The 26,530-nt window shown below is 64.2% G+C and carries 22 protein-coding genes; 18 read left to right on the top strand and 4 right to left on the bottom strand.

Translation table 11 applies throughout. From position 1 onward, the window contains the following. Nucleotides 1-229 precede the first annotated feature (229 nt). The 9 genes from U5A67_RS36370 (at nucleotide 230) to U5A67_RS36330 (ending at nucleotide 9,333) form a co-directional block, all read left to right on the top strand. Nucleotides 230-1,297 carry a sugar ABC transporter substrate-binding protein gene (locus U5A67_RS36370; protein WP_321818117.1) on the top strand — a complete coding sequence of 356 codons (1,068 nt, stop codon included), beginning with the start codon at nucleotides 230-232 and terminating at the stop codon, nucleotides 1,295-1,297. A 41-nt stretch (nucleotides 1,298-1,338) separates the two neighbouring features. Then, nucleotides 1,339-2,868 carry a sugar ABC transporter ATP-binding protein gene (locus U5A67_RS36365; protein WP_321818127.1) on the top strand — a complete coding sequence of 510 codons (1,530 nt, stop codon included), beginning with the start codon at nucleotides 1,339-1,341 and terminating at the stop codon, nucleotides 2,866-2,868. Next, on the top strand, nucleotides 2,858-3,898 hold the full coding sequence (locus tag U5A67_RS36360) for an ABC transporter permease (RefSeq protein ID WP_321818116.1): 1,041 nt from the start codon (nucleotides 2,858-2,860) through the stop codon (nucleotides 3,896-3,898). The genes U5A67_RS36365 and U5A67_RS36360 overlap by 11 nt, the downstream gene beginning before the upstream one ends. 16 nt (nucleotides 3,899-3,914) lie before the next feature. Then, complete coding sequence (locus U5A67_RS36355) at nucleotides 3,915-4,268, top strand: UxaA family hydrolase (protein WP_415768140.1); 354 nt, start codon at nucleotides 3,915-3,917, stop codon at nucleotides 4,266-4,268. Between the two features lie 21 nt (nucleotides 4,269-4,289). After that, nucleotides 4,290-5,597, top strand: coding sequence for a UxaA family hydrolase (locus U5A67_RS36350; RefSeq protein WP_321818115.1), 1,308 nt, complete (start codon nucleotides 4,290-4,292; stop codon nucleotides 5,595-5,597). Nucleotides 5,598-5,612: 15 nt separating this feature from the next. Then, nucleotides 5,613-6,650 (top strand): aldo/keto reductase, encoded by a 1,038-nt coding sequence (locus tag U5A67_RS36345; protein WP_321818114.1) that lies wholly within the window; start codon nucleotides 5,613-5,615, stop codon nucleotides 6,648-6,650. Then, a complete protein-coding gene (locus U5A67_RS36340) occupies nucleotides 6,647-7,513 on the top strand; it encodes an amidohydrolase family protein (protein ID WP_321818113.1) in 867 nt (288 codons plus the stop codon). The genes U5A67_RS36345 and U5A67_RS36340 overlap by 4 nt, the downstream gene beginning before the upstream one ends. A gap of 154 nt (nucleotides 7,514-7,667) precedes the next feature. Further along, entirely contained in the window at nucleotides 7,668-8,420 is a 753-nt protein-coding gene (locus U5A67_RS36335; RefSeq protein ID WP_205986915.1) for an SDR family oxidoreductase, read from the top strand. A 64-nt stretch (nucleotides 8,421-8,484) separates the two neighbouring features. Continuing rightward, complete coding sequence (locus U5A67_RS36330; RefSeq protein ID WP_321818112.1) at nucleotides 8,485-9,333, top strand: ureidoglycolate lyase; 849 nt, start codon at nucleotides 8,485-8,487, stop codon at nucleotides 9,331-9,333. A gap of 106 nt (nucleotides 9,334-9,439) precedes the next feature. On the opposite strand, the gene U5A67_RS36325 is transcribed toward U5A67_RS36330, so the two are convergent. Continuing rightward, nucleotides 9,440-9,880: a PaaI family thioesterase gene (locus U5A67_RS36325; RefSeq protein ID WP_205986913.1), complete on the bottom strand. Its 441-nt coding sequence runs from the start codon at nucleotides 9,878-9,880 to the stop codon at nucleotides 9,440-9,442. Between the two features lie 316 nt (nucleotides 9,881-10,196). On the opposite strand from U5A67_RS36325, the gene U5A67_RS36320 reads away from it, so the two are divergent. Continuing rightward, complete coding sequence (locus U5A67_RS36320) at nucleotides 10,197-11,822, top strand: methyl-accepting chemotaxis protein (protein WP_205986912.1); 1,626 nt, start codon at nucleotides 10,197-10,199, stop codon at nucleotides 11,820-11,822. A gap of 79 nt (nucleotides 11,823-11,901) precedes the next feature. Here U5A67_RS36320 and U5A67_RS36315 read toward each other — a convergent pair whose 3' ends face one another. Beyond that, the gene (locus U5A67_RS36315; protein ID WP_321818111.1) at nucleotides 11,902-12,984 is read right to left on the bottom strand and encodes an AGE family epimerase/isomerase; all 1,083 of its coding nucleotides are present in this window, start codon (nucleotides 12,982-12,984) and stop codon (nucleotides 11,902-11,904) included. Between the two features lie 152 nt (nucleotides 12,985-13,136). Between U5A67_RS36315 and U5A67_RS36310 the strand changes: the two genes are divergently transcribed. From U5A67_RS36310 to U5A67_RS36300, 3 genes are all read left to right on the top strand, one after another. Beyond that, a complete protein-coding gene (locus U5A67_RS36310) occupies nucleotides 13,137-13,823 on the top strand; it encodes an MgtC/SapB family protein (RefSeq protein ID WP_321818110.1) in 687 nt (228 codons plus the stop codon). A gap of 275 nt (nucleotides 13,824-14,098) precedes the next feature. Then, nucleotides 14,099-15,094, top strand: a complete 996-nt coding sequence (locus U5A67_RS36305) for a hypothetical protein (RefSeq protein ID WP_321818109.1) — start codon at nucleotides 14,099-14,101, stop codon at nucleotides 15,092-15,094. 207 nt (nucleotides 15,095-15,301) lie between these two features. Then, nucleotides 15,302-15,457, top strand: coding sequence for a hypothetical protein (locus tag U5A67_RS36300; RefSeq protein ID WP_167068239.1), 156 nt, complete (start codon nucleotides 15,302-15,304; stop codon nucleotides 15,455-15,457). Nucleotides 15,458-15,620: 163 nt separating this feature from the next. On the opposite strand, the gene U5A67_RS36295 is transcribed toward U5A67_RS36300, so the two are convergent. Together U5A67_RS36295 and U5A67_RS36290 are read right to left on the bottom strand one after the other, a co-directional pair. Next, nucleotides 15,621-16,931: a glycosyltransferase WbuB gene (locus tag U5A67_RS36295; RefSeq protein WP_321818108.1), complete on the bottom strand. Its 1,311-nt coding sequence runs from the start codon at nucleotides 16,929-16,931 to the stop codon at nucleotides 15,621-15,623. Between the two features lie 179 nt (nucleotides 16,932-17,110). Further along, complete coding sequence (locus U5A67_RS36290) at nucleotides 17,111-17,845, bottom strand: hypothetical protein (protein WP_321818107.1); 735 nt, start codon at nucleotides 17,843-17,845, stop codon at nucleotides 17,111-17,113. A 937-nt stretch (nucleotides 17,846-18,782) separates the two neighbouring features. On the opposite strand from U5A67_RS36290, the gene U5A67_RS36285 reads away from it, so the two are divergent. The 5 genes from U5A67_RS36285 (at nucleotide 18,783) to U5A67_RS36265 (ending at nucleotide 26,512) form a co-directional block, all read left to right on the top strand. Then, entirely contained in the window at nucleotides 18,783-19,634 is an 852-nt protein-coding gene (locus U5A67_RS36285; RefSeq protein WP_241024579.1) for a helix-turn-helix domain-containing protein, read from the top strand. A 250-nt stretch (nucleotides 19,635-19,884) separates the two neighbouring features. Next, entirely contained in the window at nucleotides 19,885-21,384 is a 1,500-nt protein-coding gene (locus U5A67_RS36280) for a mannose-1-phosphate guanylyltransferase/mannose-6-phosphate isomerase (protein ID WP_415768149.1), read from the top strand. 47 nt (nucleotides 21,385-21,431) lie between these two features. Beyond that, a complete protein-coding gene (locus U5A67_RS36275; RefSeq protein ID WP_321818106.1) occupies nucleotides 21,432-22,859 on the top strand; it encodes an undecaprenyl-phosphate glucose phosphotransferase in 1,428 nt (475 codons plus the stop codon). A 249-nt stretch (nucleotides 22,860-23,108) separates the two neighbouring features. After that, nucleotides 23,109-24,248 (top strand): polysaccharide biosynthesis/export family protein, encoded by a 1,140-nt coding sequence (locus tag U5A67_RS36270; protein ID WP_415768147.1) that lies wholly within the window; start codon nucleotides 23,109-23,111, stop codon nucleotides 24,246-24,248. Continuing rightward, the gene (locus tag U5A67_RS36265) at nucleotides 24,245-26,512 is read left to right on the top strand and encodes a polysaccharide biosynthesis tyrosine autokinase (protein WP_321818104.1); all 2,268 of its coding nucleotides are present in this window, start codon (nucleotides 24,245-24,247) and stop codon (nucleotides 26,510-26,512) included. Before U5A67_RS36270 ends, U5A67_RS36265 begins: the two co-directional genes overlap by 4 nt. Nucleotides 26,513-26,530: the final 18 nt, after the last annotated feature.

Genomic DNA, 26,530 nt, shown 5'->3' with positions numbered 1-26,530 from the left:
GGGAAATCACGGACGGTTGCTGCAGTGCACATTCCTTGACCTTGTGTCGTGCGTATATGAATAATAGGTTCACTGGTGAACATACGCCAGCATCGTCTGACAAGGAAAGAGCAGTCGCAGCGCCGCAGGCGTGCCTTGCTTGCGAATTTGCCTGATCACGCGGGCGCGGCGCACACGGAAGGTTCCATAACGAAAGAACCGACGTAATCAGCGTCGACAGGAGACAGTCATGGCGTTCGCATCCGGGCACCCGTTGGCCCGCCGCTCCATTTCATCCCGCCAGACGCGCGCGTTCGCGAAGACGCTTTGCGCCGTCGCGGCCTGCGTTGCGGCGCTCGCTTCGCCGGGGGCTTCCCAGGCGGCCGATCTGGGCAAGGTCGGCCTGGGTCTGCCGTTGCTGACTTCGCCGTTCTGGCAGTCGTACAACAACTACCTGAGCGTGTACGCGAAGCAGATGGGCATCGACATTCTCGCTCCCGTGAATTCGAACAACGATCCCGCGCAGCAGATCACGGACATGAACAACATGATCAATCTGGGCGCGAAGGGCATCGTGGTGGGGCCGATCGATTCGGCCGCCATCAGCCGCGCGCTCGATAATGCCGCGCAGAAAAACGTGAAGGTCGTGGCCGTGGACGTGGCGCCCACGCAAGGCAATGTGGCGATGGTCGTGCGTGCCGATAACCGCGCGTATGGCGAGAAAGCCTGCCAGTACATCGGCGAGCATGTGAAGTCGGGCAAGGTCGTGCAGATCATGGGCGATCTGGCTTCAGTGAACGGGCGTGATCGCTCCGAAGCGTTTCGCGCCTGCCTGAAGCGTTATCCGAATCTGTCGCTGCTGGAGATTCCGGCGGGCTGGAAGGGCGATGTGGCGGCCAGTGCGCTCGACAGTCTGCTGACCGCGAACCCCGATCTGAAAGCGATCTACATGCAGGCGGGCGGCGTGTATCTTTCGCCCACGCTGCAAACCCTGCGCCGCAAGCAGCTGATGTTTCCCGCTGGCGACCCCAAACATATCGTGATCGTCTCGAACGACGGCATTCCACAGGAATACGAAGCAATCCGCAAGGGTGAGATCGACGCGACGGTTTCCCAGCCCGCCGATCTCTACGCGAAATACGGCCTCTATTACATCAAGGCCGCGCTGGAAGGCAAAACCTTCAAGCCGGGCAAGACCGATCATGACAGCAACATCATCCAGTTGCAGCCCGGCGTGCTCGAAGATCAGTTGCCCGCGCCGCTCGTGACGAAGCAGAACGTCGACGACAAGAACCTCTGGGGTAATACGATCAAATGAGCGATCGAAGCCTGGACCGGCACGATGCCGCGTCGCTCGCGATGTCGCGCGAGCGCGCGGCGATGGCGTTGCCGCCCGTGGTGGAAGCGAGCGGCGTGACCAAACGCTTCGGCTCCACGGCGGCGCTCGCGAACGTGAGCCTGCGCGTGATGGCGGGCGAGTCGCACGCGCTCGTGGGGCGCAACGGCGCGGGCAAATCGACGCTCGTGTCGATCCTCACGGGCCTGCGCAAACCCGACGAAGGCGCGGTGCGTTTCAACGGCGAAGCCGCGCCGCCCGTGGCCGATCGCGATGCGTGGCGCGAGCGCGTCGCCTGCGTTTATCAGCATTCGACGATCATTCGCGATCTCACCGTCGCCGAGAATCTGTTCATCAATCGTCAGCCGGTCAAACGCGGTGTGATCGACTGGACAAGCATGCGCCGCGATGCGCGCGCGCTGCTCGATCACTGGCGTATCGACGTGCGCGAGGATGCGCGTGCGGGCGATCTCACGGTGGAGGCGCGCCAGCTTGTGGAAATTGCGCGCGCGCTGTCGTATGGCGCGCGTTTCATCATCCTCGACGAACCCACCGCGCAACTCGACGGCGAAGAGATCAAGCGCCTCTTTCGCCGCATCGAAGAACTGCAGCGCGAAGGCGTGACGTTTCTCTTTATCTCGCACCATCTGCAGGAGGTGTACGAGATCTGCCAGGCGGTGACGGTGTTGCGCGATGCGCGCCATATCGTCAGTGCGCCGGTGGCGGAATTGCCGCGCGAACGCCTGATCGAAGCGATGACGGGCGAGCGCGGCGGTCTTAACGTGGCCGATGCAGCGGCGCGTACCGCCTTGCCCGCCGATGCGCGGATCGCACTGGAGGTGCGCGGCATCAGCGGTGCCGATTACAGCGGCGTGTCCTTGCAGGTGCGGCGCGGCGAGGTCGTTGGCCTGACGGGCGCGACCAGCAGCGGGCGCACGAGCGTGGGCGAGGCCGTTGCCGGTCTCACGGCGCAGCAGGCGGGCGAGATTCGCGTGAACGGCGCGTCGCTCAAACCCGGCGACGTGCCCGATGCGCTCGCACATGGCGTGGGCTGCGTGCCGAAGGATCGCCATCACGAAGGACTCGTGCTGACGCAATCCGTGGCCGAAAACGCCTCGATGACGATTGCCGGTTTGCTCGGCCGCCTGGGCTTTGCGCCGCCCGCGAAAAAGCAGTTGGTGGGGCGGCGCATGATCGAATCGCTGGGGATCGTCGCGCAAGGACCGGACCATGTGGTGTCGGGTTTATCGGGCGGCAATCAGCAGAAGGTGGTGATGGCGCGTGCGCTGGCGAGCAATCCCGAAGTGCTGGTGCTGATCGATCCCACGGCGGGCGTGGACGTCAAATCGAAGGAAGCGCTGCTCTCGGTCGTCGACCGCGTGCGCGACGAAGGCAAGGCCGTGCTCGTAGTGTCGAGCGAACTCGACGATCTGCGTACCTGCGACCGTGTGCTCGTGATGTTTCGCGGCAACGTGGTGGCGGAATTCGCGGCGGGCTGGCAGGACCATGAACTGATTGCATCGGTTGAGGGAGTCGATCTCCATGAAGCCTAGTATTTCCACGCCGGCCTTCGCGGCCACTGCGGATACCGCGCTCGCGACGGGCCGCCGCGCGAGGCCGCGCATCGAATTCGCGCGCTTGCGCGATCTGGCCTTGCTGCCCGCGCTTTTGCTGCTGATCGTGATCGGCGGCTTTGTCAGCCCGAGTTTTCTGACGAAGGCGAATCTGATCAGCGTGCTGGGCGCGTCGGCGGCGCTGGCACTGGTCGTGCTGGCGGAATCGCTGATCGTGCTGACCGGCAAGTTCGATCTTTCGCTTGAATCGACGGTAGGCATCGCGCCCGCCATAGGCGCGATGCTGGTGATGCCGGCGGCGACGGCGGGATTCGGCACGCAATGGCCGGCATTGGCAGGATTGCTAATGATTGTGGCGGTGGGTGCGTTGATCGGTTTCGTCAACGGTTTTCTCGTTGTGCGGCTGCGCCTGAACGCGTTTATCGTCACGCTGGCGATGCTGATCGTGCTGCGCGGCATGCTGGTAGGCGCGACCAAGGGCGGCACGCTGTTCGATATGCCGCCGTCGTTCTTCGCGCTGGCGACGACCATCGTGCTGGGCCTGCCGCTGTCGGTGTGGCTCGCGGCGGCGGCGTTCGCGTTTGCCGCGTTCATGCTGCGCTATCACCGCATCGGCCGCGCGCTCTACGCGATCGGCGGCAATCCGGATGCCGCGCGCGCAGCAGGCATTCGCGTTGAGCGCATCACGTGGGGCGTGTTCGTGCTCGGCAGCATTCTGGCTGCGCTGGGCGGGCTGATCGTGACGGGCTATGTGGGCGCGATCAACGCGAATCAGGGCAACGGCATGATCTTCACGGTGTTCGCGGCGGCGGTGATCGGCGGGATTTCGCTCGATGGCGGCAAGGGCACGATGTTCGGCGCGCTGCTGGGCGTGCTGCTGCTCGGCGTGGTGCAGAACCTGCTCACGCTCGCCCAGGTGCCGTCGTTCTGGGTACAGGCGATTTACGGCGCGATCATCCTCGGCTCGCTGATGGTGGCGCGGCTCGCGGGCGGCGAAGCCCAGAACTGAAGCGAGGAGTCCCGTCTTGAACGATCGCGCCAGCACAGCCAGCACAGCCAACATCAAGCACACCGATGCGCGCCTCATCCTGCTCTCGCCCGACGACAACTGCCTGATCGCGGCGGCGCGTCTGCCCGCAGGCGAAACGCTGAAAATCGAGGGCGAAAACGTGACGCTTGCGCAGACCATCGAGTTAGGCCACAAGCTCGCGCGGCGTGCGCTCGCGAAGGATGAAAAGGTGCTGCGTTATGGCGCGCGCATTGGCCATGTGACGATGGATGTCGCGTGCGGCGAGCATCTGCATACGCATAACCTCGAAAGCGATTATCTGCCGACTTACACGCACGACGCCGGCCACGAATTCATTTCGCACGGCTAGCGCGCAAGCAGGAATGACGTCATGAGCGAAACCCGATTCAATCCCCCTGAAACGCCGACGCCGATGCTCGAAGGCTGGCCGCGCAGCGATGGCCGCAAAGGCATCCGCAACGTGGTAGCGGTGGCTTATCTGGTCGAGTGCGCGCATCACGTGGCGCGCGAGATCGTTGCGCAGTTTCGCGAGCCTTTCGATGCATTCGACGATGCATCGGCGGTACGCGAAGCGCCCGTGCATCTGATCGGCTTTCCGGGCTGTTATCCGAACGCCTACGCGGAGAAGATGATGACGCGCCTCACCACGCATCCGAACGTGGGCGCGGTGCTGTTCGTTTCGCTCGGCTGCGAAAGCATGAACAAGCACTATCTGGTGGAGCAGGTGCGCGCGAGCGGCCGTCCGGTGGAAGTGCTGACGATCCAGGAAAAGGGCGGCACGCGCAGCACGATCCAATACGGCATGGACTGGGTGCGCGAAGCGCGTGCGCAACTCGCGCAGCAAAAGAAAGTGCCGATGCGGCTGGACGAACTGGTGGTCGGCACGATCTGCGGCGGCTCGGACGGCACGAGCGGCATCACGGCCAATCCCGCTGTGGGACGCGCGTTCGATCGTCTGATCGAGGCGGGCGCGGCTTGCCTGTTCGAGGAAACCGGCGAACTGGTGGGCTGCGAATACCACATGAAAAGCCGTGCGGCGCGGCCCGAACTGGGCGATGAAATCGTCGCGTGCGTGGCGAAAGCCGCGCGATATTACTCGATTCTCGGCCATGGTTCGTTCGCGGTGGGCAATGCCGATGGCGGTCTCACCACGCAGGAAGAAAAATCGCTGGGCGCGTATGCGAAAAGCGGTGCATCGCCGATTGTGGGCATCGTGAAACCGGGTGATGTGCCGCCCACGGGCGGGCTTTATCTGCTCGATGTCGTGCCGGACGGCGAGCCTCGTTTCGGATTCCCAAATATTAGCGATAACGCGGAAATTGCCGAATTGATCGCCTGCGGCTCGCACGTGATTCTCTTCACGACGGGGCGCGGTTCGGTCGTAGGCTCGGCGCTCGCACCGGTGATCAAGGTCTGCGCGAATCCGCTCACGTACCGCAATCTGGCGGGCGATATGGATGTCGATGCGGGGCGTATTCTCGAAGGCCGCGCGACGCTCGAAGACGTGGGCCGCGAGGTGTTCGACGTCACGCTCGAGGTGGCGCGCGGCGCGCGTTCGAAGTCGGAAACGCTCGGGCATCAGGAATTCATCCTCACCTACAAGAGTTTCGAGCCGGTGGGTCCCGCGTGTCTGCCAGCGGCGGCGCGCGTGACGGTGCCGGTTGTCGCTTCGCATTGACTGGAGACCGCCCGCATGGCGCAGCAGATTAATCAACGCCGCCGTATCGGGCGCACAGCGCTGGAGGTCAGCGCGTTGAGTCTGGGCACGGCGCCGCTGGGCGGCCTGTACCGCGATCTCGGCGACGAAGAAGCGCAAGCCACCGTCGATGCCGCATGGAACGCGGGCGTGCGTTTCTTCGACACCGCGCCGCACTACGGCCACACGAAGGCCGAGCATCGGCTGGGCGCGGCGCTGCGGCGTTATCCGCGTAATGAATACGTGCTCTCGACCAAAGTGGGCCGCCGTTTCGCGCCGCGCACGCACGCCTACGACGGCAGCGAAGGCTGGCAAAACCCGCTGCCATTCGAGGCAATCTACGACTACACGCGCGACGGCATTCTGCGCGCTTACGAAGACAGCCAGCAGCGCATGGGCCTGGTCGATATCGACATTCTGCTGGTGCACGACATCGGCAGACTGACGCATGGCGAGCGCAACGCGCATTACTGGCGGCAATTGAGCGAAGGCGGAGGCTTTCGCGCGCTCGACGAATTGCGTGCGGCCGGTGCGATCAAGGCGATTGGCTTCGGTGTGAACGAGCGCGAAGTCATACTCGAAGCGATGCGCGAATTCGATATCGATTGCGCGCTGCTGGCGGGCCGCTACACGCTGCTCGAACAGGCGCCGCTCGACGATCTGCTGCCAGCGTGTACCGAGCGTGGCGTGAGCATCCTGCTGGGTGGCGCATTCAATTCGGGCATTCTTGCGCGCGGTCTCGCAGGCGATCGCAAGTTCAATTACGGCGATGCGCCGCCGGACGTGGTGGCGCGCGTGGCACAACTCGATGCGATCTGCCGGCGCTTTAACGTGCCGCTCGCGGCGGCGGCGCTGCAATTTCCGTATGCGCATGCGGCCGTGGCGACGGTGCTCACGGGCGCGCGAAGCGCGACGGAAATGCGCGAGAACGCGGCCTCGTTCGAAACCGCGTTGCCGCGCGAATTCTGGCTCGCGGTGCGTGACGAAGGGCTGATCGATGCACGTGCTCCGCTGCCGGTTCTGGCCGCGCGATGAACGCCTCCACCGCCTTCGAGGCGATCGACGCCCATCAACATTACTGGGACCCCGCGCGCGGCGATTACGGCTGGCTCACGCCTGAACTCGGCGCGCTGTATCGGCGCTTCCTGCCGCCCGATCTCGCGCCGCTGCGCGCGCAATGCGGCGTGAAGCGCACGGTGCTCGTGCAGGCCGCGCCCACGCTGGAAGAAACGCGCTATCTGCTGGATCTCGCACGCGATGACGATTCGATCGCGGCCGTGGTGGGCTGGGTGCCGCTCGACGATCCACACGCAGCCGAGCTGATCGCCGAACTCGCAGGCGAACCGAAACTGCGCGCCGTGCGCCCCATGCTGCAAGACCTGCCCGACGACGACTGGATCGCGACCGCCGATATCGCCCGCGGCATCGAAGCGCTGATCGCCCACGATCTCGCTTTCGACGCGCTGATCTTCGCGCGCCACGCGCCCGCACTCGAAACATTGCTCACACGATATCCCGCGTTGCGCGTGGTGATCGATCACGGCGCAAAGCCGCCGATCCGCGACGGCAGCGCGCAAGCGTTCGAAGCGTGGGCTCAGGCCGTCGCGCGGCTCGCGCGCTTCGGACAGGTGCGCTGCAAGGTTTCGGGACTCGCCACCGAAGCCGCGCCGGGCTGGCGCGACGACACCTTGCGTCCGTTTATCGCGCATCTGCTGGCGAGCTTCGGCGCGCATCGGCTGATGTGGGGCAGCGACTGGCCCGTGCTCAATCTCAACGGCGATTACGCAAGCTGGCTCGCGAGCGTGCAACGTCTCTTCGCGCCACTCGCCGCGCACGAGCGGGCGGCGATCTTCGGCGGCAACGCGGCGGCGTTTTATCGGTTGAATGACGTGGAATGAAGTCGAAAGACGTCGAAAAAATCAGTGCGCGTTAATCCAGCCGGTTAGACAACAGCGCCGAAAGGCCCGCGCGGCGTGGCGGCTCGCCATAATGCCTGTCATCGGGCTTCATCGGCGAACACGGCATTCAACACCGTATCAACTGGAGCGGCAGATGGAACAAAGGGGACAAAGACTGGCCGGCAAGACGGCCTTGATCACGGCTGCGGGGCAAGGCATCGGTTATGCCGCCGCGGAGTTGTTCGCGCGTGAGGGCGCGCGCGTGATCGCCACCGACGTGCGCATCGACGCGCTCGGCAAACTGCCCGTCGAAGCGCGTACGCTCGACGTGCGCGACAGCGCTTCGATCAACGCGTTCGCGCGCGAACTGGGCGCCATCGACGTGCTGTTCAACTGCGCGGGTTTCGTCCACGCGGGCTCGATCCTCGAAGCGAGCGAAGAGGACTGGGACTTCGCGTTCGACCTCAACGCCAAGGCCATGTACCGCACCATCCGCGCCTTTTTGCCGGCGATGCTGGAGGCGGGCGGCGGCTCGATCATCAATATGTCGTCGGCGGCATCGAGCGTGAAGGGCGTGCCCAACCGCTTCGTCTACGGCGCGTCCAAGGCGGCTGTGATAGGGTTGACCAAGGCCGTGGCCGCCGATTTCATCACGCGCGGCATCCGCTGCAATGCGATTTGTCCCGGCACCGTGGCCTCGCCTTCGCTGGAGGAGCGCATCGCCGCGCAGGCATCGGCGCAAGGCACGACGGTGGACGCGGCGCGCGCCGCCTTCGTCGCGCGCCAGCCGATGGGGCGCGTGGGCAAGCCGGAGGAAATCGCGGCGCTGGCGCTCTATCTGGCCTCGGACGAATCGGCATTCACGACGGGCCAGGCGCATGTGATCGATGGCGGCTGGTCGAACTGATCCGCGATCGGTTTCGCTGCCGCATCCATAAAGACACTGTAGAGAGACACAAGGAAGATAGACGATGAAACTGCTTCGCTATGGCCCGAAAGGCCACGAAAAGCCGGGCCTCGTGGATGCCGAAGGCCGCATCCGCGCGCTCTCGGGCGCTGTCGCCGATATCGCCGGCGATGTGCTGTCCGATGCGGGCCTCGCGCAACTGCGCACGATCGATCCGCAAACGCTGCCGCTCGTCGAAGGCAATCCGCGTCTCGGCCCGTGCGTGGGCCATATCGGCAAGATGGTGTGTATCGGTCTGAACTATGCCGATCACGCCGCCGAATCGAATATGCCGATTCCCGCCGAGCCGGTCGTCTTCAACAAGTGGACCAGCGCGATCGTCGGCCCGGACGACGACATCGAAATTCCGCGCGGCTCGACGAAGACCGATTGGGAAGTGGAACTGGGCGTGGTGATCGGCAAGTTCACGAAGAACGTCAGCGAAGCGCAGGCGCTCGAACACGTAGCGGGCTATTGCGTCATCAACGACGTGTCCGAGCGCGAATGGCAGATCGAGCGCGGCGGTCAGTGGGACAAGGGCAAGGGTTTCGATACCTTCGGCCCGACCGGCCCGTGGCTCGTGACGCGCGACGAAGTGCCCGATCCGCAGAATCTTTCGCTGTGGCTCGAAGTGGACGGCCATCGCTACCAGAACGGCAACACGCGCACGATGATCTTCACGGTCGCGAAGATCGTGTCGTATCTGTCGCAGTGCATGAGCCTGCAACCGGGCGACGTGATTTCCACCGGCACGCCGCCGGGCGTGGGCATGGGCGTGAAGCCCGCGCCGGTGTACCTGAAGGCGGGGCAGACCGTGCGCCTGGGCATCGAAGGGCTGGGCGTGCAGACGCAGAAAACGCGTGCGGCGGAGTAAGCGCGGCGCCTGATACGGGCAGCAGCGAACCAGAAGCGAAGCGCAAAAGCGGACGGCCGCGGGTTTCAGACCCGCGGCCGTTTTCCTTGTTACCCGCGATGCAGCCTCAAACCGGCATATGCACCGTCTCGCCGTTCGCGTCGCCCATCCTGCTGACCGTGCCCTGCGCGAGCGCCACCAGCCGCTCGCCGCCGTCTTCCATCACGAACACGCTGCACTGGCAGGTGGCCTGCTGGCGCCCCGCGTGAACCACGCGCGCCCGCGCCATCAGCGTGCCGGAGAGCGCCGGCCTCAGATAGTTGATCTTGTATTCGCCGGTGACGACGCGCGGCCCGAGCGCCAGCGCGCCCGCGAAGGTCAGTGCGTTGTCGGCGAGATAGGAAATCACGCCGCCGTGCACGAAGCCGTGCTGCTGCTTGAGTTCGTCGCGCACGGGAAGGCGCAGCGTCAGCTCGTCGGGGCCGACGTGCATCAGCTCGGTGCCAAGCAGCATGCTGAACGGCTGCGCCATCAGCGCGCCGCGCGCGCGGTCCACCAGATCGGTCATGGTCGGCTTCCTTGGGCGCTGCCCGCATGAATTCCCTAACCACTCTAGGAAGCGTCTTGCGGCGGCGCAAGGTGAATCGACGAACGCCTTTACGCGGATTGTTGCGGAAAATGGCTTGAATAAATCGGCAATCCGCTCCGGCATTTCAAATAGTCCTTTCAAATCGTTTTCGAAACGATCTGTCGCTGTTTTGACGCGGAAATTTCATGTTTTAAGCCTCAATTCAACGTTTGCGCCTGCCGTAAACCCCAGTGCAGGCGCACGCGATCACATGCGGGCGCTCACCCCACACTCACTGCCATCCCAGGTGTTCAAGATGTTCAGCAAGATCAAGGTCGCATCCGGCCTTCTATGCGTTCTAGTCGCATTCTGTGTGCTCCAGCTCGTGACCGAGGGGCTGGGTTTCTGGTCGCTCACCCGCACGCACGACGACGTCAAGGACCTTTCCAAGGTCGCGCTGCGTCAGGCGAGCGCCGCCAATGAAATCACCCAGCATCTGATGGACGCGCGCATCAACCTGTCGCGGGCGGGCACCCGTCTGATTCGCGGCGGCGGTGCGGCGCCGACCGACATCATCAGCCACGCGCAGGACGAACTCGGCGCGGCCGATCAGGCGTTCGCGACGCTCAACGCCGTCGAGGCGATGAACGACGAAGACCGCACGCGCATCGCCGCGCTCGGCCAGCGTTATCAGGTCTATCACAAGGCGCTCGCCGAACTCGTCGACGATCTCAACGCCAACAACATTCAGGCCTTCCTCGATCAGCCGACGCAGTCGTATCAGGACGCTTACCTGAACGAGCTGCACGAGTTCGCGCGTTTTAGCGCGGCGGCCAGCCGGGCTTCGCTCGAATCGATCGATACGCGCCTCGCGGTGTTCCAGACCGTCGGCATCGTGATCCTGATCGGCCTCGTCGCGCTCGCGACCAGCGTGCACTTCGGGCTGCGCAACGGCGTGGTCGCACCGCTCGAAGAAGCGGGCCGCCACTTCGATCGCATCGCTCGCGGGCATCTGAACGAGACCGTCACGGCGCGCGGCGATAACGAAATCGGCCGGCTGTTCCGCGGCATCGCGATGATGCAGGCGAGCCTCGCGCGCACGGTGCATACGGTGCGCGAGACGGCGGGCGGCATCAACGTGGGCGCCGACGAAATCGCCACCGGCAACGCCGATCTGTCGGCGCGCACGGAATCGCAGGCAGCCTCGCTCGAAGAAACGGCGGCCAGCATGGAAGAGCTGACCGGCACGGTGCGCAACACCGCCGAAAACGCCCGCGAAGCCAACGCGCTGGCCGAAGCGGCACTCGATGCGACCTCGCGCGGCGGCGCCGTGGTGGGCGAAGTGGTCGAGCGTATGCATGCGATCGCGCAAAGCTCGGACAAGATCGCCGAGATCATCGGCGTAATCGACGGTATCGCGTTCCAGACCAACATCCTTGCGCTCAACGCGGCCGTCGAAGCGGCGCGCGCGGGCGAACAGGGCCGCGGCTTCGCGGTGGTGGCGGGCGAAGTGCGTGGGCTCGCGCAGCGCAGCGCGCAGTCGGCGAAGGAAATCAAGACGCTGATCAGCGAGTCGGTGTCGCAGATTCGCGGCGGCTCGGAACTGGTCGAGCGCGCGGGCGAGTCGATGCGCGAAGTGTCGACCTCGATTTCGCGCGCTACGCAGATGATGGCGGGTATCAGCGCGTCGTCGCTCGAACAGAGCGCGGGTATCGATCAGGTCAACACGGCCGTTTCGCAGATGGACCAGATGACGCAGCAGAACGCGGCGCTGGTCGAGGAAGCGGCGGCAGCGGCGGCTTCGCTGCATCAGCAGACGCGTCAGCTTGCGGAAGCGGTGGCGGCGTTCGAGATCTCGCCGGCGGTGCTGGCGGAAGGCCGCAATCTCGCGGCGCTGAGTGCGGCGCGCACGGAGCCGGACGGAGCGTTTGCCGCAGCCTGAGTTTGCTGCAGCGAAGTCGGTTTCAGCATGAAGAAAGGGCAGCCACGGGCTGCCCTTTCTCGTTTACGTCCGCGCGGCGTTAGAGCGCGCTGTACGCCGTCAGCAAATGATACGGCGTAGTCGAAGGCATATCGGCGCGAGCGATTTCGCCGTTTGCGCTGCGGCATTCCACCCAGCCTTGCGGCGTGATGAAGCGCCCGGCGAACTTGCCGATCTGATCGTTCAACGTTGCGCGCACAACGGTATCGTCGTGCGTTGCAATCGCACGCAGATACTCCGTCTGCGCCCAGATGCGCTGCGTGGCGTCCGTCACGCGGCCTGCTTCATCGACAGCCGCAGCCACGGCGCCCGAGACCGGGTCCACGCCGTGCTTCACTGCAAACGTGAACGCGCGCGCAAGCGCTTCCTGCAGCCCCGAGGCACCCAGCCGGGCATGGCCCGCCTGCGTCGCCAGCCAGAACCATTCGAACTGATGGCCGGGCTCCAGGCGGTTGCCGGCCGCGCCGATCGGCAATTCGGCGATACAGCCCGTGGGCGTATGCAGAAAGCCGCGCGCGAGCGCTTCGCACAGACGCGTGATGGCGGTGTCGAAGGCGGTGTCGCCGGTGGCTTCGCGGGCCACGAGCCAGGCTTCGGTCAGATGCATCAGCGGATTCTGCAGCGGGCCGCCGATGGCGCTTGCGAACGAGACGTCGAGCGCGGCATGCAGCAAGCCGTCGTGGGCCTTGAAGCGGTCGAGGATCAGCGCCGACGTCTCGCGCGCCACATCGAGCGCCTCGCTCACGCCAAAGCGCTGTCCATATGCCGAGCAGGCGAACACGACGAACGCGTGCGTATAGAGGTCCTTGGTGGTATCGAGCGGCGCGCCTTGCGGATCGACGCTATAGAACCAACCGCCGTGCGTGCGGTCCGCAAAGAGACGGCACAGCGATTCGAACAGCGTATGCGCGTGCGCCGCGTCGCCGTTCTGCGAGAACACGAAAAGCTGGCGCGCGCAGGCCATCGCGCGATAGCGCGTGTCGGGCAAGGGCGCGGTGCCGGTGGCGTCGAGCGCTTCGTGCGGCAGACGCAGGGCGGTATTGAAACCCGGGCCGCGCCACAGCGGCAGGACGGTGCGGTCGAAATGATCGCGCAGGCTGGCTGCGCCGGTAAATGCGTTCATGAAGGACGTGCCGCACGGCTGACGGCGGCAACAGGCTGAATCGGTGCCGCCGATTGTACGCTGCGCCGCTGGCTGTCTCGAATCGAAGCCTTACTAAAGCTTGCTGGCGAGGCAAGCCCGACTTCCACCTAACGACAAGGAGAACGCCAACCATGCTGAACAACTGGGAACTCGTTTCGCGACTCGTCATTGCGGCGGCGCTGGGCAGCGTCATCGGCTTCGAGCGCGAGCGGCTGTCGTGGGCCGCCGGGCTGCGTACGCACATGCTGGTGTGCGTGGGCTCGGCGCTCATCATGATTGTGTCGGCGTTCGGTTTCGCCGATGTGCTCAGCGCCGATCACGTCGTCCTCGACCCGTCGCGGATGGCCGCGCAGGTGGTCTCGGGCATCGGCTTTCTGGGCGCGGGCTCGATCCTGCTGCGCGGCGAGATCGTGCGCGGCCTGACCACGGCGGCGAGCCTCTGGTCGGTCGCGGCCATCGGCCTCGCGGTGGGCGGCGGCTTGTATACGGCGGCGATCGCGGCAACGGTGATCATCGTCATCATCCTTGCGGGCATCAAGCCGCTGGAGCGCCGCTTCATCACGTTCCGGCAGCGCCGTCAGATCTCGCTGCTGGTCACGCGCGGCGCGCTCACCTTCCATTCGCTGCACGACGCGTTGGGCACTTCGAGCCCGCGCGTGAAGCAGTTCGTGGTGCAGCAAAGCGACGATTCGCCCGAACTGGACGAAGTGATGATCGTGCTGGCGCGGGTTTCATCGATGGAGTACGAGGCGATCTGCACGGCGCTGCGGCGTCTGGACGCGGTCAAGGAATTTCGTGAGGACGGCCAGCGAAGCTGAGTCATCGACGGATGAGGGTGCGGGCGATGTAGCAATGCGTCATGGATACTTCATATTTTAGGGACGCACACCGGTAACGTTTGCGGCTAAGATGCCTGTCCAGAGGCGCCCGGCCAAAGGATGGCCGCGCGCCTCGCGAGTTCATCCGAAGTGAGCATCATCGTTGACCCATGGCCGATCACGCAGATTACGCAGACAACGAAGACAATGCAGTCAACGGAACGTCGGGAAACGGGCGCGGTGCGCGCACCAGCGCCTCCCGGCGACGCACTCCGGTGTCTTCCGCCGAAACCGACTCCGCTACGCTGGACTCCCAGCCTCCTGAAACCACCCTCGATCTGTTTGGCGAAGGCCCCGCGCTGGAATTCGTCGGCACGCCGCAGACCATGAGCGCCAAGGTCAGCCGCGCGATGGCGTCGCCCGCCGCGCGTCGCGCAGCGCGGCAAAAAGCGCCTGCGCTGACGCCGGAGCTATCCGACGAACCCATCGAGCCGTCTTTTCACGCCGATACGGCACATGAGGACGCGTCCGCGCCGCAGCAGGCCGAAGTGGCTTCGGCCGCTGCATCGGCGGAAACCGCGCAGGTTGAGCCAAACACTGAATCCGCAGCGCCGGACGCAACCGTCGCTCCCAGGCCATACAAGGAAAAACTCGAACCGGCGGCGCCGTCCGTCAGCGGCTTTTCCTACGCGCCCACGAGCGCAAGCGGCAGCCCGGCGCATCTGACGTCGGTGGTGCATGCTTCGGATTTCGAGGCGGCGGTGCATGGCCCCGTCAATGAGCGCACGGCCGAAGCGTCGCCTGCCGATCTCGCGGCCGCACTGGCCGTGCAGGCGCGCCGCACGAAGTGGATGCTCACGGCTGCGGTGGCGGCGCTGGCGGTCACAACGGTGCTGGCGGTGGCGGAAACGGCCATGCTGGCCAATTTTTCCGCCGATTCGCAGGCGCAGCAGCAGCGCATCGAGTTGCTGATGCAGAACCAGCAGGCCGCGCTCGACAAGCTGGCGGCGCGCATGGACACGCCGCCGGTTGCAGCGCTCGCGCCGATGGCTATTGCGCCTGCCGCCACGTCGGCGGCGCCTGCTGCGGCGCGTGCGCAGTCCGCTTCGGCGCCTTCGCGCCACGCCGCGCGTGCTGCGCGAAAGGCCGCTGAAAAAGCCGCAGCGGAAAAGGCCGCCGCAGAAAAGAACGCTGAAAAGGCCGGCTCGCACGCCGCCGCCAAAACGCGTTCGCAGCAGGGCGCCCGCCCGACGCAGACGGCGAAGAACTAATCAGTCAGCGCCGCATTTTTCCTTTCGAACCCTGAAAATCAGATCGCCTATGTGTTGCCCTTGCGCAACGCATGGGCGCCTGTTGACGGGCCGCGACGCCGCGCCGCAGATTTTTTGTTGCAGCGCACTGGCGTTTGCCTAGGGAAAACCCTATAATGCTTTCATTCCTAGGGAAAACCCTTAAAACCTGTCACACCGGGAGTCATCATGAGCTTTATCCTCGCACTGCTCCAGAAGGTGGACGACTTCTTCGCGTCGCCCTACCTGCCGATGGATGCCGACTATTCGTATGCTGCGCGTGCTCGCGAAGCCGAACGCATCCGCCGCTCGCACTACGCACCGTTCGGTCTGCCGCGCGACTAAGCTGTTCACCGCTGAATACGGTCTGATCGCAATCGGAGCGGGACGAACCAACGCCTGAGGCGTTGTTCGGGCACACGCCGCCCATCTGCTGGTCGATCTGCAGCGAACAAAGCCGGTTCTTGTAAAAGAGCCGGCTTTGTTGCGTCTGGCGCCCGAAAAAACGTCAGCCAGGCCGCTCCGCGTCGCGCACGACCTCCAGCGCCGGCGTCTTCGGGCTTTCGGCCTTTGTGCCGACTTTCGACGGTCCCTTGCGCGCGGCCCGCACCGCACGCAGGCGCGCATCGAAATCCTCCAGCACGCCGTCGCGTGACAGCGACGCAACCGCGAACGCCCGGCCGGCCTTGCCGAATTCCGCACGCCGGGCCGGATCGTCGGCCAGTGCGCGGATTGCCTGGGCGAGGCTGGGCGCATCGCCGGGCGGCACCACCATGCCGCGCGGCGCGACGGCGCTATGCAACTCCGTGCCGGGGCTGGCCATCGCGATCACCGCGCGGCCGCTTGCGAACATGCCGGTGAGCTTGGACGGCATGACGAGATCGGCGGCATCGGCGCGTTGCGGCAGCACGTGGATATCGGCGAGATTGAGGAGTTCGTTGAGCTCCTCGACGGGACGCAGATCGATCACGCGGCAATTCGGCAACTCGCCGCAGGCCGCTTCGATGGCCGCGCGCGCCGGCCCGCTGCCGCAGAACACGAAGGCGAGATCGGGCTGATCCTTGAGCGCGAGTGTGGCGTCGGTCAGCACGTCGAGGCCCTGTTTCATGCCCATGTTGCCGGAGTAGAGCACGACCACTGCGTCGGGCGCGATGCCCAGCGCTGCTTTCAGGCGGCTCACGCGCTCCAGCGGAAACACGGCGTCGGTGCTCGCCCAGTTGGGAAAACGCACGAGTTGCGCGGCGCGCACGCCTTTGTCGGCGGCGCGCTCGAGCATCTTGCCGGAGATCGTCGAGACACTGTCGAAGCGCGTCAGCAGCGCGCGTTCGATCGCCAGCGCCGTGCGTTTGAGCCACGAGCCGCGCAGAATGTCGAGCTTGAATGCCGCATCCACTTCGAAGTCCTGAATATGCAGCCACGCGTGTGCGCCGCATAGCCGCGCTGCGAGCCAACCGGTGGGCGCGTTGAGCAGACTGGGCGCAACGCAGAACACCACATCGGGACGCCAGAGCGCAAAGCGCAACATCAGCGGCAGGCTCGATAACGCGAAGCTCGCGAGATGCACGAGGCGGCCCTTGCCGCGTGGCTTCGACGGCACCCACAAGGGCGCACGCGCGACCTGTACGCCGTCGCGCGTTTCGCTGGCGTAGCGGTTTGCCGAGTACGGTTCTGCTACCTGCCACTCGGGATAATAGGGCGGCGCCGTGACCACGCGCACTTCATGTCCGCGTGCGGCGAGCCAGGTGGCCATTTCGCCCGTGTATTTGCCGATCCCGGTCATTTCCGGTGCGTAGTTGATGCCGTAGATCAGGATCTTCACTGGCCCTCCGTGCGCGCGGCGAATTGGACTCGAGCGGGAATCGAACCATGCTCGAAGCGAGTGCTCGAATCGTGTTCGAGTGTGGCCGATTATGCGGCGCGCAATGATGTGCCCGCCCGCCAGAATCTCGCAGCGATCGGACAATTGTCCGATATTGAAGATCCGTGTCGATCAAGCATTCAGGAGTACCCAGCAAGCCGGTCGCGCATATGGCGCACGGCACGCACCATCGTGCGCAGCCGCGCTTCGAGGCCTGCGTCATAGTGATGGATGATGAGCGAGCGGCGTTCGCCATCGGCGACATGCAGGTTGTGGTGAAGCGTGACAAAGCCATTGAATACGTAGGCGTTGCCGGGCTCGCAGCGAATGCGCAAACCACGCCGCGTGCCGAAACCGCTATTGACGATTGCGCGACGCAACCCGAAGGGCAGGCCGTGCTCGAAAAAGAGCCACGCCTTGGTCATCAAATGCGCGAGCGGTGCAAGCGGCGCGCAGCGGCGCATATGCACGATCAGGTCGCCGTTCTGCTCGCCATCGGGCGCGCGCTGCAGCGGAATCAGCACGGTCAGTACATGCGAGTCGAAATGGCGCAGATAGCTTTGCGCGGCCATCGCCGGCCCGACGCAACGTAAAACATGAATGGGCGGATCGTTCGCTTCGCGCGCCTGGGTGCGCGCAACCCACTGTCGCGCTGCTGCGCAGACTTGCGCTTCCATGGCGCTGAAGGCGTCGTGCCGGCGCAGCGCGTCGGCGAACTGGCGCGCCGCTGCCGAGGCGCGTCGTCCGTCGGGTGGCTGCCATTCGTGTCGCGCGGCTTCAATCGATGCATTGATGCTTGCCAGCAAGTCGGGCGGCACAACGCCGACGAATTCGCTGACAAGGCCGCCGTGCGCAGCCGTTACCCCTTCGCTCATGGCCTGACCTGTTGTCGTGGTTTGGTATGTTTGCCGTCGCGGTTCGCCGCTTCGAAGCCCTCGAGCCACCTTACTACGCACCGGAATGCGTTCGACGCCAAGCTTTCGGCGGAATCGGCCATCCAGGGTTCAGGAGCGGTAAATGTGGCCGGTCATATTTTTGCCATGCACCATACAAAAGCAATTCTTCCTGTGGTTTTTTCCTCACGGTTTTTGTCCATGCGGGAGAACCCCGTTACTTCTCTCCATTCAGCTTTCGATTTGTCCGAGGAAAAATCACTGAAAACATTTTGAATGGAACGGATTCTGCTAGCCGCGCCAATTTTATTGATTTTCCGATTCAAAAATGAAACGTTTCTATATAAGCCAGACGAATTAAATGACCGATTTCTCAGCTTGATTATTTATCCGATTTGCCGGGAATGCGGAATTACAGGGGTTTTGCGCATGCTGCATCGCAATGGAAGTGCGTTTGCTTGCGCTCTGCCAGAATCGTGCGCACCTGAGCATCGGGGTGCTGCTTGCTGAATCGCTTTCATTTGCTTTAAGCGCCGAATGGCGGCCATTCTTGTCTTATCAATGTGCGTAAGGCCACATAATTACCCAGTTTATTGATCCGCCAACACCTCGCCATAATCCGTCACGTCACGCGCAATGCATTTCGGCGCGCTATGATGCACTGCACACGAAACAACAAAATCGCATCGACGAATGCGAGAAAAGGGAGCCAGCGGACCGTCCACATTGGGGATCAGCCATGGCATACGTCGTTATAGATGATCGAGGTTTGGCCGCGTCGCTATCGGCTAGAAATACTGCGGCGCGAGTCACCCGGGAAAGTGTTACTCGGCAAATCGGGATTGTGCTGTTCGAAGGTTTTTCCCTGCTCGGCGCAGGGATGGTGGCAGAGGTATTTCAGCTGGCTAATGACATTGCAATGGCCGAAGGCAACCGCACGCTGCCGTACCGCGTCTGGATGCTTTCGGTGGAAGGGGGCGCAGTGGCGTGCTCGTCGTCGCTCAGACTGGCGACGTCCGCGATCGACGAAGTGGGCGATTCGTGCATCCGCGGTTTCGACGCGCTTTTTATTGGCGGCGGCCGCGCCGTGGCGAATGCATTGAACGATGCGCGCCTGAAGGCGTGGCTGCATCGCGTCGTGCCGGCCAGCGACGAAGTGCGGGCGATTGGCGAAGGGCATGCGTTATTGAAGGCGGCCGGGCTCGAGTCTGAGCAGGGCGGCGCGCCGTTTGGTCAACGTGTGCGCCTCGCGGGCACGGAGGAAGATGCAGCCGCCGACGATCATCACGAAGCGCTGCGCGCGGCGCTCGTGCTGATTCGCCGCGATATGGGCGCCGATGCGGCGCGCAAGGTCGGCGAACGCGCGTTGCCGAGCCTTTCCACGCGGCTTTCCGCGCTGTTTGCCGATGCCTCGCGTCCCACCTCGGGCGACAAGGTCTGGGCGTCGGCGCGCTGGCTCCAGGAGAACTGCGAGCGGGCGATCTCGGTGGCGGATGCGGCGCAGGCTTTCGCGATGAGCGAGCGCAATTTTCTGCGGCGGTTCAAGGACGTGCTCGGCATGACGCCCTCGGATTATCTGTTGCAGGTGCGGCTCGAGCTGACCTGTCAGTTGCTCGTCAACACGGATCTGCCGGTGGACAAGATCGCACGCCGCAGCGGGATGCGCGACGGCGACCGCCTGTCCAAGGTCTTCCGCAGCCGGCTGGGCGTTTCTCCCACCGAATATCGCAGCCGTCACCGCGTTCGGGTGGACGACGCGATTGGCCAATGAGCGCCGCATCGGCGATCTCACGTAGATAGCGCGTCCACGCGCTAACAGCACGTACCGCGCGGCGCGACGCCGTGCGAGGCGGAGACAGCACACGCATTCCTCTTCGACGACGGGCGAGGCGTCCGCGCTTTGGCGCGGCGCTGCCCCGGCGGTTTTAACTTCCTATAGATAATAGGAGTACGAAGCAATGGAAATCGATTACGCAAAACTCGTCAAGCCGCTGGAGTCCGCGAAGGCGGCGCCGGTGTTCATGACCGTCGATGTACTCGACGTCAGCACGCCGGGCGCGCCGATGACGCATATCCCCACGCTGCGCATCGTGCCGGTGGTGCTGGCGGGCGGCGCGGGCACGCGTCTGTGGCCGATGTCGCGCGAGCAATATCCGAAGCAGTTGATCGGCGTGATCGGTCAGGACACGCTGCTGCAATCGACCATGCGTCGCCTCGACGGTTTTCCCACGCCGTGGGAGATCGTGCCCGAGCCGATCATCGTGTGCGGCGACGAGCATCGCTTTATGACCGCCGAGCAGAGTTGCGTGAACGGCGTGAAGGCGGCGATTATCGTGGAGCCGGAGCGCCGCGACACCGCGCCTGCATTGACGCTGGCCTGCGCCGCCGCGTGCGCGCAAGGCGGCGACGCCATCGTCGTGGCCATGCCCGCAGACCACGCGATTGGCGATCTGGCTGCGTTCCAGCGCGCCGTGAGCCGCGCGGCGCGTTATGCGGAAGCGGGTGCCATCGCGACGCTCGGCGTGCCGCCCACGCGTCCCGACACCGGCTTCGGTTATATCCGTCTGGGCGCGCCGCTCGATGAAGGCGCGCGCAATATCGCGGGCTTCGTCGAAAAACCCGCGCCAGAACTGGCCGCGCATTACGTGGACACCGGCGATTACTGGTGGAACAGCGGCATTTTCGTTGTGCGCGCATCGGTCTGGCTCGACACGCTGCAACATCTTCAGCCTGAAATGCACGAGGCCTGCATGGCCGCGTATGTGTCGGGGCAGCGTGATGGCGCGTTCTTCCGTCCGCATCGCGATTACTTCAAGACCTCGCCGTCCGATTCGATCGATTACGCCGTGATGGAGCGCCTTGGCACCGACGCCGCGCTCGCGCAAGGCGTGGTCGTGCCGCTCGATGCGGGCTGGTCCGATCTGGGATCGTGGGACGCCGTGTGGGACGCGCTCGACAAGGACGCCGACGGCAACGTTGCGCGCGGCCGCGTGATGTTCGAGAACGCCACGTCGAGTCTCGCGCATTCGGAAGGGCGTCTGGTGGCCTGCGTGGGCGTGAGCAACGTGGTGGTGGTGGAAACCGACGACGCCGTGCTGGTCGCCGACCGTTCGCACGTGAAGGACGTCAAGGGTCTGGTGTCGAAGATCAAGGCGATGCACGCGCCCGAAGCGAATACGCACCGCAAGGTGCGCCGTCCCTGGGGCTATTACGACTCGATCGACAAGGGCGCGCGTTTTCAGGTCAAGCGCATCGTCGTGCAGCCGGGCGCGCAACTCTCGCTGCAACTGCATCACCATCGCGCCGAACACTGGGTCGTGGTGAGCGGCACGGCGCTTGTCACGCGCGGCGACGAGCAGTTCATGCTCAGCGAAAACGAATCGACCTTTATCCCGATCGGCGTGCGCCATCGTCTGGAAAACCCCGGCAAATTGCCGCTCGAAATCATCGAGGTGCAATCGGGCGCGTATCTGGGCGAAGACGACATCGTGCGTTTCGACGATACCTACGGCCGGGCCTGAAGCGATCTGGAGCGCACTCGTTGCGCTCGCAACTGGAGAGTCGGGTCATGAGTACCATCGAGTTCGTGCCGGAATCTCCGGCCTCGTTCGGCGGCGTGCAAGGACTGCTTGCGCGCATGCTGGACGTCACGCTGGTCGTCGGCTGTGCGCGGCTGGCGACTGGCCTGCATGCGGCCGATAGCGTGTCGCTGGGCGTGGAGGGCGCATTTGCGTTGTTCGCCTGTGCATTTACGCTCGCCGTGTTTCCTGTGTTCGGCGTGTATCAATCGTGGCGCGGGCGCTCGATTCTGCGGTTCCTTTCGCAGGTCGTGCTGGCGTGGGCCGTAGTCGCCGTCTGTGCGCTCGTGATGATGTTCGCCGTGCACAGCACCGACGCCGTTTCGCGCGAGTGGTTCATGTGGTGGACCGGCTATACCGCGGCGGGCATGGTCGGCGTGCGGCTGGTCGTGCGCGCGGCGCTCTCGCGTGCGCGCCATGCCGGCATGAATCTGCGCAACGTGGCGATCGTCGGCTGCGGCGAGCATTGCCAGCATATGGTCGAGCGCATCCAGCAGGCGCCCGCTACCGGCTTTCGCGCCATGGCGGCATTCGATGCGAAACCAGCGGGCGGCGCGGCCATTATCGGCGTGCCGGCGTTTGCAGGCACGGAACACTTTGCGAGCTTTGTCGATTTCGTGCGCCGCAACGGCATTCAGGAAGTGTGGCTCGCGCTGCCGCTGTGCGAAGAGCAAACCATTCTGCAATGCGTGAATGCGTTTCGCGACGATCTCGTGAACGTGCGATTCATTCCCGATGTGCGCAGCATGGCGTTGTTCGGCAATGCAATGGTGGATCTCATCGGCATGCCGGCGATGAATCTCGTGGCCTCGCCCATGCCCGCGCATGCGCTGGTGAAGAAAGAGATTTTCGACCGCGTGTTTGCCGCCGCTGCGCTGCTCGCGCTGCTGCCGGTTTTCATTGCGGTAAGCCTGGCTGTGAAGCTGTCTTCGGCGGGCCCGGTGTTCTTCACGCAAAAGCGCATGGGCGCGGATGGTCGCGTATTTCGCATCTACAAGTTCCGCACCATGCGTCAGCACACCGAAGTCGCGGGACAGGTCGTGCAGGCCACGCGCAACGATTCGCGCATCACGAAGGTGGGCGGGATTCTGCGTCGCACGAGTCTGGACGAACTCCCGCAGTTCTATAACGTGCTGCGCGGCGACATGTCGGTGGTCGGCCCGCGCCCGCATGCGATCGAGCACGACGAACTCTATCGCAAGGTCGTGAACGGTTATATCCACCGTTATCGCATCAAGCCGGGTATCACGGGCTGGGCGCAGGTGAATGGCTATCGCGGAGAGACCGATCGCGTGGAGAAGATGGAGCGCCGCGTCGAACACGATCTCTATTACCTCCATCACTGGTCGTTCGCGCTCGACATGCGCATCGTGGCGGCCACCGTTCTCAAGGGGCTCGTGCACAGCAACGCGTATTGAGCGCCTGTTTTACAGCGCTTTCATAGATGTTCCGATCGGAGGGTGGTGGACGCCATGCAGCAAACGCGTCTGTTCCGGGGCCTTCGATCGTCCGTCGTTTCCTCTCAACGTTGGGGAAGAATGATCGTGTTCATCCAGATGCTGGAAGGGTTCATCGTTGCCGTCATCCTGCAAGCGTGCCGCAGAGCACGTTGCGCGATGCGCGCGCATTCAGGCTTGCTATCAGGCCGCATCGTCAAGTCTCGCCGCATGGGCCGCGGCGGACTGGCGGCCATCATTGCCGTTCTCGCGCTCGTGAGCGCACTGACGGGTTGCTCGACTGCGCCGGGTATGCGCATGTCCGAGCCGGCCTCGTTGCCGACCGGCGACACGTCGGGTAACAACGCCCAGGCGCAGACCGATATTCCGATCACCGAAATCAATCTGCGCCTGATCCAGCAATTGCGCGCATCCGCAGCGCCGGACAGCGCGTGGACCGTGCTCGCTTCGGCGAACCAGCCGGCGCATTACACGCTCGGTCCCGGCGACGTGCTCGATATTACCGTGTGGGATCACCCGGAACTGATTGCCGCGCAAAGCGGCCAGGCCAATAGCGTTTCGGCTCAGCGTGCCGCCGATCCCGCGCCCGGTTTCGTCATTGATCAGGATGGCTATCTACAGTTTCCGTACGTGGGACGCGAGCACGTGGCGGGCATGCAGATCGAGGACGTGCAACGACTCGTGCACGACCGTCTTTCGGTGGTCTATAACAAGCCGCAGGTGACGGTGCGCATCGTCTCGTACCGCTCGAAACAGATCTACGTGGACGGCGAAGTGCTGACACCCGGCTCGTACGCCATCAACGACGTGCCGATGACGCTCTATCAGGCGATTTCGCGCGCGGGCGGCTTCACGAAGAACGCCGATCAAAGCCAGATGGTGCTGGTGCGCGACGGCAAGTCATATCGGCTCGATCTGCCGGCGATGCTTGCGCGCGGCGAGAATCTTTCGAGCATCCGCCTGCGCAATGGCGATCTGCTGCGCGTGGTGGCGCGCGAGGACAACGGCGTTTATGTGATGGGCGAAGTGTCGAAGCCCGTGACGGCCGTGCCCATGCGCAACGGCAAACTCATGCTCAGCGATGCAATCTCGCAGGCGGGCAGCGTCAACGCCAATACTGCCGATCCGCAGCAACTCTATGTGATTCGCGGCGCGGAAGGCACCGAGCCGCAGGTCTATCACCTCGATGCGCGCTCGCCGGTATCGATGATTCTCGCCAACCAGTTCCAGCTCCAATCCAACGATGTCGTCTATGTCGACAGCAACGGGCTCGTACGCCTCTCGCGCGTGCTGAACCTCCTTCTTCCGGCCATTAACGCGGGCCTTACCGCAGCGGTGTTGACGAAATGAACGCACCTACTCCTCGCCTCGTACGAGAGCCCGCTGCCGAGCACCTGAGCGCCGTGGCGCCGGTGGAGACGCAGCCGCTCGCCGCCCAGACCGATGTGCCGCTTTCGATGTGGTTTTCGCGCATTGCCGAAAGCTGGCGTCTGATTCTTGCGATGACGGTGATCGCGTTACTGCTGGGCGGCTTCTATGCGTTTGTCGCCACGCCCGTGTATGAAGCGCAATCGCTGATCCAGATACTCGATAACCAGTTGTCGGCGAAAGATCGCGATTCGCTGGGCGAGCTGGCTTCGATCTTCGATAAAGGCGGCACGGCCGCTGCCGAAATCGAATTGCTGCGTTCGGACCTCGTGGTGGGACAGGCGGTGTCGCGTCTGCATCTGGATATCGACGTGCAGCCGCATTATTTTCCGCTGATCGGCGCGGCGCTCGCGCGTCATGTGCCGCCGGGCGACCTCGCGCCGCCGCGCTTCGGCCTTGCGCAATACGCGTGGGGCGGCGAAGAACTGGCGATCAGCGCGCTCGATCTGCCGCCGCGTCTGGCGCGCGAAGGCGTGGTGCTGGTCGCGCAGGGCGGCAATGCCTACAGCCTGGTGACAAAAGGCGGCCAGCTCGTGCTCAACGGTCGAGCAGGAACGACGGCAACCGCGCCCTTCGGCGATGGCACGGTGACGGTGCGGGTCGATAATCTGGTGGCGCGCCCCGGCACGCAATTCGGCGTGTCGAAGGTGTCGCTCGAACACGCCACCGGCGAATTGCAGAGTCATCTCACGGTGGCGGAAAAGGCCAAGCAGTCGGGCATGATCGGTGTGAGCCTGCACGGCAACGATGCGGCACGCACGGCGCTGATCCTCAACACGATCACCGAGCAATACGTCAAACAGAACATCGACAGCCGCTCGGGAGAAGCTGAGCATACGCTCGCATTTCTCGAGCAGCAGCTGCCGCAGTTGCGCGCCGAGCTCGACGATGCCGAACAGAAATACAACCGCTTCCGCAATGAAAACGGCTCGGTCGATCTGAGCGAGGAAAGTCGTCTGCTGCTGCAACAGGTGGTGGACGACAAGACCAAACTCGTCGATCTCCAGCAACAACGCGATGCCATGGTGCAGCGCTTCACGCCTGCGCACCCCGCTGTAGCGGCGCTCGATGCGCAGATGGGCACGCTGCGCCAGCAGATGGCCGATCTCACCGCGCGCGTGGAGAAGATGCCCGACACCGAGCAGAACGCGCTGCGCCTGATGCGTGATGTGCGCGTGGATACGCAGCTCTACACGAACCTGCTCAATAACGCGCAGCAGTTGCGCGTGGTGAAAGCCGGTCAGGTGGGCAGCGTGCGCGTGGTCGATCACGCGTCGATGCCAGAATTTCCAGTGCGCCCGAATCGTTCGATCATCCTGGTGTTCTCGGCGTTGCTGGGCGTGCTCGTGGGCGTGGGCGTCGCGCTGTGCCGCAAGATGGTGTTTGGCGGCGTGGAGAATTCAAAGGAAATCGAGCATGTCATTGGTGTGCCGGTTTATGCGGTCGTCCCGCGCAGCAATGCGCAACTCAAGATCTATGAAGAGATGAAGCGCGGCACGCGTGCCCAGCATGTGCTCGCCGGATGCGCCGCGCACGATGTCGCGATCGAGGGCATTCGCAATCTTCGTACTGCCATGCAATTCGGCCTGCTTGCTGCGAGCAATAACATTGTTGCGATCACGGGGCCGCGCAACAAGGTCGGCAAGTCGTTTGTCTCGGTGAACTTTGCGGCGGTGCTCGCGCTGGGTGGCAAGCGCACCATCATCATCGACGGCGATATGCGGCGTGGCGATATCCACGAGTACCTCAATATCCGCCGCCGGCCCGGACTTTCCGACGTGATCGCGGGCGCGGACCTCGATAGCGCCGTGATCCGCAACGTGCTGCCCGGCCTCGACGCGCTGCCGCAAGGCACGGTGCCGCCCAATCCTTCCGAGCTGCTGATGAGCGAGCGCTTTCGCTCGCTGCTGGAGGAGCTTTCCGCGCGCTACGACGTGGTGTTGATCGATACGCCGCCCGTGCTGGCGGTGACCGACGCCGCGCTGATCGCGCGCCGTGCGGGCTTGACGCTGCTGGTGTGCCGTCATGGCCGCGATGCGCTTTCTGGCATCGGCGAGACGGTGCGGCGGCTGCGGCACGGCGGCATTGCGGTGAAGGGCGTGGTGCTCACCGATGTGCCGCGCGGGCCCTTCGGCTACGGATCGAACTTCCCCACCTACGCGGCGGACGCCGTGGAATTGCACTGAAGCATCGGCATCGGCAAC

The organism is Paraburkholderia sp. J69-1 (assembly GCF_905220255.1).
GTDB lineage: Bacteria > Pseudomonadota > Gammaproteobacteria > Burkholderiales > Burkholderiaceae > Paraburkholderia.
The sequence above is the reverse complement of the archived record's forward strand: the minus strand, read 5'-3'. Positions and strand labels throughout refer to the sequence as shown.